We start from the raw sequence: 13646 nt of genomic DNA, 5'->3' as shown, positions 1-13646 counted from the left end.
CGCATGCTCGCCGAGCCTGCCCGTGTCACTCGAGCCGCTCATACGCTATTCGTGCTTCAGCAGCCCGAGCAGGAATGCCCAGCGCGCTCGGTCCCTGATCCGCGCAGCTCCGATGCCGCCGCGGTGGTGGTCACATCGTGGACGACTTCTCCACTCCCCTGACTCGGGCGGTACGTGAGTACGGCCCTGATGAGCCGATACCCGAGAACGCCCCCCGCCGGCCGATCAGTGCTGGGGGTGCGCACGCGCGTGGAACAGAGGGCGCCGCTGGGTGGCCGTGCCGGGAGCGAGATGGCCGAGCTCGACGCGTGTCCTGATGGCGCGGACCACCTCGGTCAGGCCCAGAACTATAGCCATGACGCCCACCACCAGTGTGAGTGTCGCGATAGATGCGAACGGCATGATGATCATCACGATGCCGGCCATAGTGCCGATGATGCCGAAGGCGACGTGCCAGCCGCGCCCCGGCATGGCCTGATCGGAGGCTGCGGCAACCGTCTCCAGGGTGCCCCGCATGAGCCAGCTGAAGCCGATCCACAGGGCGAGCAGAAAGATCGACTCGAGGGTGCCCTTGAAGCAGATCAGTCCCAGCAGGATGGAGGCCGCGCCGGTGATGAAGTGCAGTACGCGAAGATGCCGGGGGACGTGGGTGCCGAAGGCGGCGGCGAGTTGGAAGACACCAGTGGCAAGCAGGTAGACACCGAAGAGCACGCCGACGACGCGAAGCGTCGCACCGGGCCAGACCAGCGCGACGACGCCCAGGGCGATGGTGGCGAGGCCCATGGTGAGCAGGAACTGCCAGCCCAGGTTCGCCAGTGCTGCCATGCCTTCGGTCAGGGGGCCCTCTTGCGGCTCGGTGCCGTGTGGGGAAACGGGGCCGGAGGAATGTGAAGGAGCTGTCATGGCACCTGCCTCCTTCTCGGAGCGAGCGTCGTCACATTCGTCTATTCCCATCGTCACCCGATCAGCCTCATGTTGCTCGCTGGAGAGGGCGGGGGTGTGGCGCAGGAGGTATTCCACGCACAAGCTCCTCCGGCTACTCATCCGGACAGCCCCTCGGCGGGAGCTCAGGATGGGAGTTCCCCGGGCCGCCCCGCGCCAGCGGCCACAGCACATGTCCTGCTGTCCCGTTCGGGTTGACACGTCGGACTCATGCCTCGGGGGTGATGACGGCGCGTCCCTGGATCTTGCCGTCGTGCAGGAGCTGGTAGGCCGCGCCGGCGCGTTGCAGGGGGAAGTGCTCGACCAGCATCGTGATCTTTTCCTGCTGGGCGAGGGTGATCACTTCCATGAGTTCGGGGAGCGAGCCCAGTAGGGCGAGGCGACCAAGCACTCGTGCTGCGGGCTGGAGAAGTTGACGGGGAGGGCTCCGCCGCCGAGGCCGACGATGGTCAGGTGGCCGAGCGTCCTGGCCACCTGTGCAGCCATCCGCAGCGTCGGGTCTATGCCGACCATGTCCAGCACGAGCTGAGCGCCCTGCTGCGCCGTGATGTCCTTGATGCGCGCGATCGTCTCGTCGCCCGAGAGCAGTCCTCGTGGGCACCCATGCGCTTGGCGGTTTCCAGTTTGCCGGCGTCGGTGTCCACGGCGACGACGGTGGTCGCCGCGCTCAGCGCGCGCAGAATCTGGATGGTCATCTGGCCCAGGCCGCCGGCCCCGATCACGACGGCGGTCGAGCCCGGTCCCAGCAGGTGCAGCGACCGTTTGACGGCGTGATAGCTGGTCAGTCCTGCGTCGCTGAGCGGGGCGGCCTGGCGGGGTCAAGGGTGCCCAGCGCAATGAGGTGTCGCGCCGCCGGGACCAGCAGGTACTCGGCCATTCCGCCGTCGTGCCCCCTCCCAGGCCCGGGCCCTGACCACGGAGGTTCTGGCAGTAGTTCTCCCGGCCCTGACGACAGTTGGCGCACACCCCACAGCCCCAGGAGCCGTAGACAATCACAGGGTCTCCCGGCGCGAACCCGGTAACACCGGGCCCCAGCCGTTGCACCCATCCCGCGTTCTCATGGCCGAGCGTGAAGGGCAGATGTGTGAAGCCGGGTAGCGGTGCGGGTACCTGCATGATGTGCAGATCGGAATGGCATGCACCGGCACCCCCCCTTCACCAGGACCTGCCCCGGCGCGGGCGCGGGCACCCGCACCTCGCGCAGCTCGGGCGGTTGCCGCCATCCGACGAGTTGAAAAGCCCGCATCGCGATCCTTCACGCAGACACTGGCTAGTCGCGGATGCCGTCGATGTCGACCAGGACGTGGCGCGGGCCGCGGAAGATCTGGTTGTGCCGGTACGGCGGCGGGTCCTCGACCAGCCGGGGATTCTGCACCCGGCGGACGAACGAACCGACCGCGACCTGGACCTCGAGCCGCGCAAGCGGAGCGCCGAAGCAGAAGTGGATGCCCTGACTGAACCCGAGGTGCTGGTTGTCGCGACGCTCGAGGTCGAGTGCGTCGGGGTCGGTGAACCGTTCCGGGTCGCGGTTCGCCGAGCCGTACGCCAGGAAGATCGGCGCCCCCTTCGGGATCGTAGTGCCGGCGATGTCGATGTCTTCCACGGCGGAGCGAGTGTGCCAGAACTGCACCGACGACTCGAAGCGCAGCAGTTCCTCCACCCCGGGCACGATCAGCTCGGGCCGGCGCCGCAGCTTCTCGAGCGCGTCGGGGTGGCGCAGCAGGGTGAGGACACTGTGGGCGATGAGATTGACCGTGGTTTCGTGTCCCGCGAAGATCAGGAGCAGGGCGTTGCTCGCGAGGACGCCCTTGGACATCCGTCCCTCCGGGCCGTCCTCGTTCACCAATGCTGAGAGCATGCCGGGGCCGGGCTGCCGGGCGTACCTGTCGAGCAGCTCGACTGCAAACTGCCCGAAGTCTCGCACGGCCTGTCGACCCCCGGCTTGCCGGCTTCGGATCTCTTCGGAGGTGGCCTCGGGGCCGAAGTCCAAAGCGTCCAGGGCGGTCTCGATCCACTGGTGGAAGCGTGGCTCGTCCTCCAGCGGCACGCCCAAGACCTTGCAGATCACCGTCACCGGCAGGGGGTAAGCGAAGTCATCGACGGCATCGACCCGATTCTTGCCCTTCATGTCGTCCAGGAGTCCGTCGACGATGCGGCGGATCTCGGGCTCCAGGTCGGAGATCAAGTGAGGTGAAGGAGGGGGGCCGACGAAGTGCGGCATCATCATCCGTCGATCCCGATCGTGCTCGGGTGGATCGCACGTAATGATGTTCGGCTCGCTCAGCACTTCCCTGATCGGCTCCGCCGAGCCCTCTGCCTGGACCGTGGCCGGGGCGGGGCACTTTCGTGGGTCCGAACTGACCCGGGGGTCGTGGAGCAGCGCGACGATCTCCCGGTAGGTGCTGACGACATAGGTGCCGTCCGGCTGCCGCGCCACCGGCGTTTTGCGGAGTTCCTCGTAGAAGGGGTACGGGTTGGCGCGGTTGGCGTAGCGGAGGGCCTGCTGCCAGGGGGTTTCCTCGACCACGGCTCCCCTCCTTCTTCCTGTCGGTGCTGTCCGCCTGCACGCTTGACCCGGCGGGCCGCGTCAGTGACGCCGCGGCCGGAACTCGGCCGTGCGCTCGCTCGGGGCATGGCCCGTCAGGACGACGTCGGGGATCGCCGTCGGGACCCTCGGGTCCGGGAACTCGGCCGGCATCGGCTTCGTGTCGGACGGCTGGTCCCAGCCCGGCGGCGGAGGCGGGAACGGACCGGACTGCTCGATCAGCTTTGCGTAGTACTCCAGCCACTTGCCGTGATCGAAGGTCACGGCCGCGACAATGCGACCCCGGTATCCGTAAGCCGCTGCGAAACGACGCTCTGCAACAGACCCCTGCGTGAAGACGATCTCTTCACCGAACGGCGGCACACCGACGGACTTGATATTGATGCCGAACTGACCGGACCAGAAGCCGGGCAGCAGCAGATGCGGGCGATAGTGGGGCTCGAGGTTCACCATGTTGTGCGCCGCGACCTCGGCGCCGAAAACGGCGTTGTCCCAATGCTCCATCGCCAGAAACTGGTACTCGTACAGCACATGCGGCGCACGCGCCACATCCCCTGCCACGTAGATGCTGTCGGTGACCACCCCGTTGATGTCAAAGGCACGGCCACCGGCGTCACACCCGACGCCCCAGAAACCGGCCGCCAGCCCGGAGCCCTCCAGCCATTCCACGTTTCGGATCGACCCCAGCGAGGCCACCACCACGTCGGCGTCGACCGTGGATCCGTCCGAAAGCTCGGCACGCCGGACATGTCCGGCGGCGTCGCCCTCAAGTGACGACACGTCCAGCCCGCAGCGCAGGTCCACACCGTGATCACGCTGCATCTGCGCGGCGATCTCCCCGATCACCCCACCGAGCGCACCGACCAGCGGCGCCGAACCCCGCTCGACGACGGTCACCGGGACGTCGAGCTCCCGGCAGACAGAGGCCACTTCCGAGCCGATGAATCCGGCACCGATGACCAGGACCCGCGACGGCGACTCGGCCAACGCCTTCTGCAGCTGCGCGGCATCATCACGCGAGCGAATCGTATGGACCCCGTCCAGGGCGGCCTCGACCGGGTTCGGCCACTGGCGTGCGCGGGTGCCCGTGGCGATCAGCAACCGGTCGTACGGGACCTGCTCACCATCGGCCAGGCGTACCTGCTTGGTGACCCGTTCCAGCCCGGCGGCGGCCACCCCGAGCCGCCAGTCCGCGTCCACTTCTCGCATGCGGGGCAGCTTGGTGTGATCGGCCGGCACCCAGCCCTTGAGTACCTGCTTGGACAGCGGGGGACGGTCGTAGGGCTCGTACGGCTCGTCCCCGATGATGGTCAAAGAACCGGTGAAGCCCTCCTCACGCAGGGTCTCCGCGGCCCGAAGCCCGGCCAGAGAGGCACCCACGATGACGATCCGGCCGCTGGCCCGGAACTCGCGCACCAGCTCCGCGACCGTTGCCCTCAAGGTCATGACGTCTCGCCCCGCTCCGCGCCGTCCAAGCGGTCGATGACGATCGCCTGCACGGGGCACGCCGCGGCGGCTCGCTCGACCTGCAGGCGCCGCGCGTCATCGGGGTTCGGCTCATATGTGAGCGCCTCTTGACCATTCAACCTGAAGACCTCGTGCGCCAGATACACGCATTGTGCGTATCCCTGGCATCGATTCAGGTCCACGACGATCCGCATGGGCAGACTCCTTCCGTTCTGCCTACCGCCCCCACGGCGACCATCGACTGGGTCATGAAGCCTCGGTCATGAACTATGGGACGGTTCTCAGGCCTCCCGTCAGGCGACCGGGCTGGATGCCCCACCCGTCGCCTGGGCCGAGGCCACCGACTAAGCAGCTTCGGTCCTGTTCGCTGCGCCGCAGCGTTCACGGTGACGCTTGTCGGCTGTGAGCGTCACAGCTGGAAGGGGGCGGTACATCGACAGCGTCGGCATCAGGTGGGCCCTGGTCGTCGCGCCCTAAAAAATACTCGTCCCGCCCTCCGACGATCGCAAACGGTCTGTTTGCGGACGATCTTCTGGGGCCGAGACGACGGTGTACCGCTCGGTGACCCGCTCATGCCGCGCCGCCTCGCCCGGCCGGGCCCTGGGCGAGGGTGAACTGGCCCGGCTGCCGCTCGGCCAACCACCCCAGCACGAATAGGCGCTCCGCCTTCGAACGCAGTGCCTCCACCTTGACCGGCACCGTGTCCAGGCCGACTCTGGCTGCCAACTCCTCAGCCTCTGGCAGAGCGAGGGGGTGATGCACCTGCCCTACGCCCTGACTGCCCGGCCAGGACTTCGAGGGCGGTGTCGCCACGGGCGGACACATGGCGAGCAAGATGCAGAGGGACAGCGACAAAGGCCGATCAGCACCCCATCGCTTGCTCTTGGATGGCGTGGGTTTGCGGACCGGTCTCGGACGCGCTCGAATGACGGAAGAGCGGACCCGTCTGCCCGCATCGGTTGGTCGGATGAAGCGGCGGTGCCCGCCAGAGCCCGCCTCGGGCCTCGGCCTACCGACGAGGAGCCGACATGGCCAAGGCCGGATCCGCCTGGGCGGCCGACTGTGAATGAACGCCCTGGCATCCTCCCACTCTCCGTTGCTGCCGGAGATGCTCAGACGGCGGCAACGCCGGTGATCGACGCCCCGCCGTCGCGCCACGTGCGCCGGGCGGCCGATCTGTCGCGGCTGCTCGTCTCCGGCGCCGTGCTGGTGGTGACGGTGCTGCCGGCCGTCGCGGCGCACGCATCCACCCGCAGGATGCAGCAGGGGCTGCTCGACGCGACGACCGCCCTACCGCCGGGATTGCGCGATGGTGTCCTCGGGGCGGTGCAGGTGGTCGCTGTCGTCGCGCCGGTGGTGGCCGTCGGCGTACTAGTCTTCCGGCGGCGGGGCGACGCGATCTTGCGGGTCGTGCCCGCGGCGGCCCTGGGCGTGCTGCTTTCGTGGCCCGTCACCCACCTGGCCATGACGCGTAGCAGACCAGGCGTATGGCCGCAGGTGCTGGCGGGGCGGGGCGCGCTGGTGGATGCCGGCTGGCCGCCGGCAGCGTATCTGGCCGCCTGCGCTGCGGCGGTCGTGGCGGCAGGTCCGTGGCTGGACACGCGTCTGCGGCGGACGTGGTGGACGCTGACCGTCGGGTGCGCCGGGCTGAGCATCACAGCCGCCGCCATCATGCCGCTGGAGGCAGTCGCCGCGCTCGCCGTAGGAGGTGTGGCCGGATCGGCCGTACTTCTGCTGGCCGGAGCCCCAGCGGACCGGCCGGCCCCGCAGGCGGTCGCCGACGCACTCGTCGCGTGCGGGATCCCGCTCGCCGCGCTGCGGGAGACGCCGCCACCCGATCATCGCTCCGGGGAAGGGGTCGGCTACGGCGCCGAGACCACCACCGGTGCGCGGCTCACGGTACAGGTGCTCGGCCCCGAGGACCGCAACCGCGACCTCTTCCACCGGCTGGCCCGGCTCGCGCTGCTGCGCCACCCCGCCGACACGGACGCGCATACCCCGCTCGCCGCGGTCGAGCACGAACTCCTCATGCTCGTGTTCGCAGGCCGTACCGGCGCCCGTGCGGCCGAGCCGGTGATCGCGTACCCGGTGGCCAAGGGCGGCGCACTCCTGGTGACGATCGAGCACGCCGCCCGTCCGCTGTCCGCGTTCCCGGGCGAGGAGATCACCGACCAGATACTCACCGGCGTATGGACGTCCGTGGCCCGCCTCCAAAAGCACCGACTGGCGCACCGGGCGCTCCGCCCGGAACACATCCTCGTCGAGCCGGACGGTGCGTCCCGGCTCATCGCGTTCGCACGCGCCCGGCTGGGCGCCACGCCCGACGCGCTCGGCAGCGACATTGCCGAACTGCTGGCCACCACCGCGACACGCATAGGGGTGCCGCGCGCCACCCAGTGTGCGTTGGCCAGCCTCGGCCCGCCGCTGCTGGCGACAGCCCTGCCCTACCTGCAGCCGCTCGCGCTGCTCGGCCCCGCACGGCGCGAGGTCGCCCGGCACGACCAGGCCCGCGCTCGTGCGGCGGGAGCGGGCACCAAGCGGCGCGCGGTGCGCCCCGGTGGCCGCCCGAGCCTGCTGCGTGACCTCTCTGCCGCGGTCGTGGAGGCGACCGGTGCCGAGCCCGCTCCCCTCGCGCCCCTCGCGCGCTTCACCTGGAAGACCATCTTCGGCCTGGCCGGTGCATTCCTTGTCCTGCACTTGGTGCTGCCGCAGTTCGCCAGTGCCCCAGCGGTGGTGGCCGCGTTGCGAAAGGCCGACTGGTGGTGGGTGCTCGCGGCGCTGCCCGTCACCTTCATCTCCCAGGTGTTCTCCACCTGCCTGCAAATGGGCACCATTCCGGCCAGGTTGCCGTTCGGCCCCACGTACGAGGTGCAGTTCGCCAGTTCGTTCCTGAACCGGATCACTCCGAACAACGTCGGCGGCATGGCGCTCAACCTGCGCTACCTGCAGAAGACGGGGATCGAGACGGGGGCCGCCACAGCCTCTGTCGGCCTGCAGAGTCTCGTCAGCGCCGTCTCCAACGCCTTGCTCGCCGCCTGGTTTCTCGCCTGGGCCGGACGCCACCACACCGAAGTGCACCTGCACGTGCCCGTAGGCCGGTATGTGCTGCCGGCCTTCGCCCTGGCCCTCGCGGCAGGGGGTCTGCTCGGTGTCACCCCGGCCGGACGGCGCTTCCTCCGCGAGAAGGTGTGGCCGTTCCTGCGGGCGGCGGCGTCGACTGTGACGGGGGTCGCCTCCGATCCCGCCAAGCTGGCTCTCCTCGTCACCGGCGCGCTGGGCCTGCCCCTCATCCAGGTCGTCGGACTGGCGTTGAGCGTGCGCGCGTTCGGCGGTGATCTTCCCTTCGTCCAGGCCGGCGCCGTCTACATGGCGGCACGCCTCGTCGCCAACGCGGCTCCTGTCCCCGGCGGACTGGGTGCCCTCGAAGCCGGCCTCATCGCCGGTCTCACCGCGCTCGGCGTCACAGCCGGCGCAGCCACCTCGGCCGTGCTCGTCTACCGGCTGCTCACCTTCTGGCTGAACGTCCCACTGGGCGCCCTGGCCCTGCGCGCCGTACAGCGCAAGGGCTACGCCTGACGCCACTGCCGTCGCCGGCCTCAGGCCTCAGGCCCCAGGCCCCAGGCCCCAGGCCCCAGGCCCCAGGCCCCAGTCGGGCGGGTATCCGGTGGATCGCTGTCTGCGCAGATACCGAGTCGCGAGGCCTCCCACCGAGCTACCCCGTGAGCGAGGCAGTCCCACTCATCGAGTGGACCGAGCGCAGAGCGGGTGCGGAGCCTGCGGTCGCAGCGACCCCAGAAAGGAGCGGGGTTCCAGATGAGGTTTGTCGTCGATCTAAACCGGTGTGAGAGGCTCGCGCAGCGCGCTTCGCTCCCCCGGCCCCTTCCCGCTCCAATAACGGAGGCACTGCTCTTCACCTCTCACTTCGACGAGGCATGCTCCGCAATCACTGCCGGGTTCTCCATCAAGTAGCCCGCCGTAGAGCGCAGGTCGCCTCCTCCACGCTCGGAGGAGGCGACCTGCGCGCTGTCCCAGCTATGAGCCTGCTCCATCCGCCGTTGGGTCAGTGTCAGTCGCCACCGCGGTCAACGCGATCGCCACACCGCCTACCGGTCACCCCGCCGCGGGGCATCCACGCGGGCTGAGCTGGTCGAGCCGATCATTCGTCCCCCGCCTCCCATACGCTGAAGTGCCGCGGCGTCGGATCCGGTGTGCTCGGCACACGGCGGAGGCTGGGTATCGAGGCTCTCGCCGCTGTAGGGGATCGGGTACTCGGTGGTGTAGTCCTCGACAGGCGTGGCCATGTCTGCGGCGTATTGGGCCCGCGCCTGCCGGTCCTCGTCGCTGAGTGGAGGGTGTACGGGGTCTGTGGCCGACGCGCGCCAGAGCTGGATCAGGTGGTGTTCTCCGTGGTCGCCGATGCCGGGGTTGGGGTCGTCGGCGTGGCAGTACAGGCGCATGCGGACCCAGTCACCGCCTTGGGCGGCCGACGGCACGTCCAGAGGTGGTTCCTCTTCGGGCCAGGCGTCCCAGAAGTCGCCCTGCCCCATGGTGGCGAGGCACAGGGCAGGGGCGCCGGCCCGCAGGCTCATCTCCTCCGCGGGCTCCCAGCCGCCGTCTGTTTCAGGGCCGGGCGGGGCGTCGTGGGCCTGGACGGTCATCTGCAGCGGGCCGGTGTCGGTGGCGGGCAGGACGACGGCGATGGTCTCGGTGAAAGGCCCGCAGCGCCAGCCGAACGGCATCTCGGGTGGGAAGTCGTAGTCGTCGTCGAAACCGATGAGGTAGCCGTGTTCGCCGACGTCGAGGGTGAACGTCGCTTCACGCAGCAGCATGCAGAGCCTCCTTCGTCGGAGAGGTGCCCCGCTTCCCGAACACGGTGGGATGCGGGGCACCCTGCCTGGCGGCGAGTGTAGGCGCGGTTAGACGATCACGTGGAAGGGGTCGTGGTCCATGACGTGCATCCGGCCGCGCCACGCGGTGATACGTCCGCCCTGGGCCTAGTTCTCGTTGACCTTGGCCCGGTGATTTCCCGGTGGCTGGCGGGCAGGTGGGTGCCGCCTTCGTAGGTGGAGGCGAACGGGTACTCGTCGCACGAGGTGCGGCCGGCGCGCTGCATGTCCGGCGGTGCGCTGCGTGGGCACAGGGGGACGGTGGCAGCCGACCGTCCCTGCGACCCGCGATCCGCCGCGGTGTGCACTGCCCCGACGGACCGAAGTACAACTGCGCGATCAGATGCCACACCGCCTCCGCCGCCATCACCGGCACCGGATCGCCGTCCGTGAAGTGCCCGAACAGCACGGCGCCGTTCACCCCCGTCGGACGGCCCATCACGAGATTGTTCACACCCGAGGGGTTCGGCCGTCCCTGCGCGTCGACACACTCCTTGGCAAGCCGCGGATCCTGCAGAAACGGCCGCTCCTGATCGAAAAATTGACATCCTCGCCCACCTAGAGGAGGGCGATTCCCGTCTGTCGCGCCGTTGTCGGGCGTGGCTCCGGGTGGGTTCCTGCTTCATCGCGCTGTGCCGGTAGGGGTTCCGGTCTTACCTGCGCTCCACGGGCTGACACGGCCAGTCCGGCCGCCTTGGCGACGTTGACCGCCGCATTGATGTCTCGGTCCAGGACGGCCCCGCACTGTGCACACGTCCATTCCCGGACGTGCAGGGGCTTCGGGCCGTCCTTGACGCCGCAGGCCGAGCAGACCTGAGAGGTGGGCTCGAAGCGGCCGATGCGCACGAAGGTGCGCCCGTACCGGGTGGCCTTGTACTCCGGCATGGTCACGAACTGTGACCATCCGGCGTCGTGCACGGACTTGGCCAGACGTGTGCGGGCGAGTCCCTTGACCGCCAGGTCTTCCACCGCGATGGCTTGGTTTTCGCGGATCAGCTTGGTGGAGAGCTGGTGGTGGAACTCCCGCCGTGCGTCGGCCACCCGTGCGTGAGCGCGGGCGACTTTGATGCGGGCCTTATTCCGGTTGGCGCTGCCCTTCTCCTTGCGGGACAGGGCGCGCTGAGCCTTCTTGAGCTGCTTCTCAGCCCGGCGCAGGAAGCGCCAACTGTCGATCTTCCGGCCGTCCGAGAGGACGGCGAAGTGCCCCAGGCCCAGGTCTGTGCCGACCTCGGGCGTGACGGGGGTGAGGGCTTCTTCGGGACCGGTCTCGATGACGAATGAGGCGAAGTACCTGCCCGCACTGTCTTTGATGACGGTCACGGTGGTGGGAGTGGACGGCAGGGTGCGTGACCACTTCACCGGGACGTCGCCGACCTTGGGCAGGCGCAGCTTTCCGCCGGGGGTGATCTTCCATCCGGCGTTCGCGGTGAAGCGGATCGCCTGCCGGGTGTCCCGCTTGGACTTGAATCGGGGCGGTCCCATCTTGGGGCGCTTGCCCTTGAGGGAGTCGAAGAAGTTCCGGTACGCGGTGTCCAGGTCCCGAAGGCACTGCTGGAGGATCACCGACGACACCTCCCCGAGCCAGGCCCGTTGCGGTGTCTTCTTCGACGCCGTGAGCCGCTTGGACAGCTCACCCGAGGTGACGGACGGCAGCCCGGCGGCACGAGCGTCCTCACGGACGCGCAACGCGTCGTTGAAGACCACCCGAGCGCACCCGAACGCCCTCGCCAGCGCCGAGCGCTGCGGACCGTTCGGGTACAGACGGAACCCGTACCTGAGCTGCATAGCGATCACCATACATACTTGGTTCATGTCACCACGCTGGACCCCAAATCCCGATGTGCGTACCGGCCGTCACGTCGTCTCCAACCTGCATGTTCATTTGGTTTTCGTCACGAAGTACCGGCGCAAGGCCATGACGGACGCGATACTGACGCGCTGCGAAGAGATCATGCGGGAGGTATGCGAGGACTTCGAGGCCGAACTGAAGCAGTTCAACGGCGAGGACGATCACGTACACCTGCTCGTGCACTACCCGCCGAAGGTCCAGCTCTCCAAGCTGGTCAACTCCCTCAAAGGCGTCTCCGCCCGGCTCCTGCTCAAGGAGTACGACACGCACGTCCGCCGGTACCTGTGGGGCGGACACTTCTGGTCCGGCTCCTACTTCGCCGGAAGCTGCGGCGGGGCGCCCCTGACCGTCGTGAAGCAGTACATCGAGAACCAGAAGCGCCCCGTGGACTGAGGCAAACACTGCGGACCCGTGCCCCTGGCGCGGGTCAGAACAGTTCCGAGATGGCCCTCACCCCCGCCCAAAAGGGCGGAGCACTGGCCAAGATCAAAAAGGTAGAACCGCCCCGCCGGAACCTGCTCGTCGAAGTAGGCGTCGACCGCGTCCGGATCGAACCGGCCCACGCCCAGTACCGCCCGCCGCAGGGCGTACCACCGGGGGATCTCCTCCGCGGTGTCCTCGTCGTCCAGCCGCACAACGCCTGCGGTCCGGCCCCCGCGGCCGTCCCTCGGTCGGCTTCAGCCCGGCTTGGGCAGCAACGGCTCGATCAGCGCCCACGGTTCATCCGCCACGATCCACGGCTGCGACTGACGCTTCCCCACAACCGGACCCAACAAGCGGATAAGCGGGCAGTCACATGATCAAGCACTGCTGTGAGGACTTGTTAGTCCCACTCCCATGTGATGCCGAGGACGCCCGGCCGTATCTGCTGCTCCACGAGGTGGACCGAGCCATAGGCGTTCACTGTCAGATCGGCGACCGCCTCGCGAAGGGCGGTCGGCGAGCGACGGAAGAAGCGGCGGCAATGGACGGGCAGTGCGGCGCGGTCGAAGCCGACCTGGAGGACATACTGGCCGCCGGCATAGGTGAAGCCGCGAACGTACTCATGGCTGGGCGCGCCGGTTCCGTCCTCGAAGCGGTACCCCAGGACCGCGGTCTCCCCGACTCTCAGCCGCCCGTCGAAGAGCAGTTCGACCACGATCACCCCCGAAGCCCCGTGCCGCCGGATGCGCCCGACCCGGCAATTGCCGAGGCCGCGCACCCGGACCTGTTCCGGGTCGCAGCCCGGGTCGCCGTGATGGATGGCGAGGTAGCGGTCGACGCCATCGCGGTGGGCCCGTACGACGTGGTGTGAGTCGCGGGCGGCGAGCTCTCGGTGGGCACCGATATGCACGTGCTCGTAGTGGATCACGGTGTGCAGCCCGCCGTCCGCCGGTGCCGCCAGACTCCCCAGCAGCGATTCGAGCGCGGCGGCGGGCTCCAGAAGGGAGCGATACGGACGGGCCGGGGGATGGTCGCTGGTGGCACGGGGGCCTAACAGGCGGGTAAGGGCGTGCGGGGGAAGCTCCAGGACCTCCTCAAGCGCGGTGACGGCACGAAGCGACTCGGGCCGCTCGGGCCGCCGCACACCACGCTGCCAGTAGCTGAGGCTGGTCACACTGACACGTATGCCGCGCTGGGCGAGCCGGTGCTGCACGCGATGCAGAGCCAGCCCCCGTGCGGCAAGCGCGGCCCGGAGCGCGGCGGAGAACGGGCCCGTGCGCAGGACTTCGGCGAGTTCGGCCTCGGGGGTGCGGCGGCGGGACGAGCCGAGGGCTGGGTCGCCGGGGCGCGGGGTAACACGGCGATCGGCACTGTGTGCTGCCATTGGGCCCCTCCCCCCCACCCCCTCTGATCACTCAAGCGTGAACGTTCACTTCCCCGTCCCGGAACGGGGCGCTACTTGCGCTGCCACCTGTTGGTACCTGCTGCGGCGTTCACAACCGTACGGGTGGAGTTCACTTCGCCGCCAGCCCTG

Annotated in this window: 11 protein-coding genes and 2 pseudogenes; 2 read left to right on the top strand and 11 right to left on the bottom strand. The window is 69.0% G+C overall.

Features of this window, described 5'->3' with window-relative positions; all coding sequences use genetic code 11:
- Window positions 1-225: 225 nt before the first annotated feature.
- The 6 genes and pseudogenes from LMU33_RS25255 to LMU33_RS25230 form a co-directional block, all read right to left on the bottom strand.
- Window positions 226-903: an HdeD family acid-resistance protein gene (locus LMU33_RS25255; RefSeq protein ID WP_228622955.1), complete on the bottom strand. Its 678-nt coding sequence runs from the start codon at window positions 901-903 to the stop codon at window positions 226-228.
- Window positions 904-1150: 247 nt separating this feature from the next.
- A pseudogene (locus LMU33_RS25250) lies at window positions 1151-2188 on the bottom strand (NAD(P)-dependent alcohol dehydrogenase).
- A gap of 24 nt (window positions 2189-2212) precedes the next feature.
- Window positions 2213-3469 carry a cytochrome P450 gene (locus tag LMU33_RS25245; RefSeq protein WP_228622890.1) on the bottom strand — a complete coding sequence of 419 codons (1257 nt, stop codon included), beginning with the start codon at window positions 3467-3469 and terminating at the stop codon, window positions 2213-2215.
- A gap of 60 nt (window positions 3470-3529) precedes the next feature.
- Entirely contained in the window at window positions 3530-4933 is a 1404-nt protein-coding gene (locus tag LMU33_RS25240; protein ID WP_228622889.1) for an NAD(P)/FAD-dependent oxidoreductase, read from the bottom strand.
- On the bottom strand, window positions 4930-5148 hold the full coding sequence (locus LMU33_RS25235) for a ferredoxin (protein ID WP_228622888.1): 219 nt from the start codon (window positions 5146-5148) through the stop codon (window positions 4930-4932). The genes LMU33_RS25240 and LMU33_RS25235 overlap by 4 nt, the downstream gene beginning before the upstream one ends.
- Window positions 5149-5524: 376 nt before the next feature.
- Complete coding sequence (locus LMU33_RS25230; protein ID WP_228622963.1) at window positions 5525-5680, bottom strand: hypothetical protein; 156 nt, start codon at window positions 5678-5680, stop codon at window positions 5525-5527.
- A 405-nt stretch (window positions 5681-6085) separates the two neighbouring features.
- Here LMU33_RS25230 and LMU33_RS41725 point away from each other — a divergent pair, with 405 nt between their 5' ends.
- Window positions 6086-8530: a lysylphosphatidylglycerol synthase transmembrane domain-containing protein gene (locus LMU33_RS41725; protein ID WP_228622887.1), complete on the top strand. Its 2445-nt coding sequence runs from the start codon at window positions 6086-6088 to the stop codon at window positions 8528-8530.
- A 527-nt stretch (window positions 8531-9057) separates the two neighbouring features.
- Here LMU33_RS41725 and LMU33_RS25220 read toward each other — a convergent pair.
- From LMU33_RS25220 to LMU33_RS25210, 4 genes and pseudogenes are all read right to left on the bottom strand, one after another.
- Entirely contained in the window at window positions 9058-9783 is a 726-nt protein-coding gene (locus LMU33_RS25220) for a hypothetical protein (RefSeq protein ID WP_228622886.1), read from the bottom strand.
- A gap of 95 nt (window positions 9784-9878) precedes the next feature.
- The gene (locus LMU33_RS42240) at window positions 9879-10067 is read right to left on the bottom strand and encodes a NucA/NucB deoxyribonuclease domain-containing protein (protein ID WP_443728973.1); all 189 of its coding nucleotides are present in this window, start codon (window positions 10065-10067) and stop codon (window positions 9879-9881) included.
- A 50-nt stretch (window positions 10068-10117) separates the two neighbouring features.
- A pseudogene (locus LMU33_RS42235) lies at window positions 10118-10369 on the bottom strand (type I-E CRISPR-associated protein Cse1/CasA); the annotation flags it as partial.
- Window positions 10370-10398: 29 nt separating this feature from the next.
- Entirely contained in the window at window positions 10399-11625 is a 1227-nt protein-coding gene (locus LMU33_RS25210; RefSeq protein WP_228622885.1) for an RNA-guided endonuclease InsQ/TnpB family protein, read from the bottom strand.
- Between the two features lie 25 nt (window positions 11626-11650).
- Here LMU33_RS25210 and tnpA point away from each other — a divergent pair, with 25 nt between their 5' ends.
- Entirely contained in the window at window positions 11651-12082 is a 432-nt protein-coding gene (gene tnpA, locus LMU33_RS25205) for an IS200/IS605 family transposase (RefSeq protein ID WP_228622884.1), read from the top strand.
- A 430-nt stretch (window positions 12083-12512) separates the two neighbouring features.
- On the opposite strand, the gene LMU33_RS25200 is transcribed toward tnpA, so the two are convergent.
- A complete protein-coding gene (locus LMU33_RS25200; protein WP_228622883.1) occupies window positions 12513-13496 on the bottom strand; it encodes a hypothetical protein in 984 nt (327 codons plus the stop codon).
- Window positions 13497-13646 lie beyond the last annotated feature (150 nt).

Source organism: Streptomyces barringtoniae (assembly GCF_020819595.1).
GTDB lineage: Bacteria > Actinomycetota > Actinomycetes > Streptomycetales > Streptomycetaceae > Streptomyces > Streptomyces barringtoniae.
Note: the sequence above shows the minus strand (reverse complement) of the source record. Positions and strands in the feature narration are given on the sequence as shown.

Coding starts and splice junctions, on each gene's coding strand:
- LMU33_RS25255 (WP_228622955.1), bottom strand. CDS start 903: ATGACAGCTCCTTCACATTCCTCCGGCCCCGTTTCCCCACACGGCACC.
- LMU33_RS25240 (WP_228622889.1), bottom strand. CDS start 4,933: ATGACCTTGAGGGCAACGGTCGCGGAGCTGGTGCGCGAGTTCCGGGCC.
- LMU33_RS25235 (WP_228622888.1), bottom strand. CDS start 5,148: ATGCGGATCGTCGTGGACCTGAATCGATGCCAGGGATACGCACAATGC.
- LMU33_RS25220 (WP_228622886.1), bottom strand. CDS start 9,783: ATGCTGCTGCGTGAAGCGACGTTCACCCTCGACGTCGGCGAACACGGC.
- LMU33_RS42240 (WP_443728973.1), bottom strand. CDS start 10,067: ATGCAGCGCGCCGGCCGCACCTCGTGCGACGAGTACCCGTTCGCCTCC.
- LMU33_RS25210 (WP_228622885.1), bottom strand. CDS start 11,625: ATGCAGCTCAGGTACGGGTTCCGTCTGTACCCGAACGGTCCGCAGCGC.
- tnpA (WP_228622884.1), top strand. CDS start 11,651: ATGTCACCACGCTGGACCCCAAATCCCGATGTGCGTACCGGCCGTCAC.
- LMU33_RS25200 (WP_228622883.1), bottom strand. CDS start 13,496: ATGGCAGCACACAGTGCCGATCGCCGTGTTACCCCGCGCCCCGGCGAC.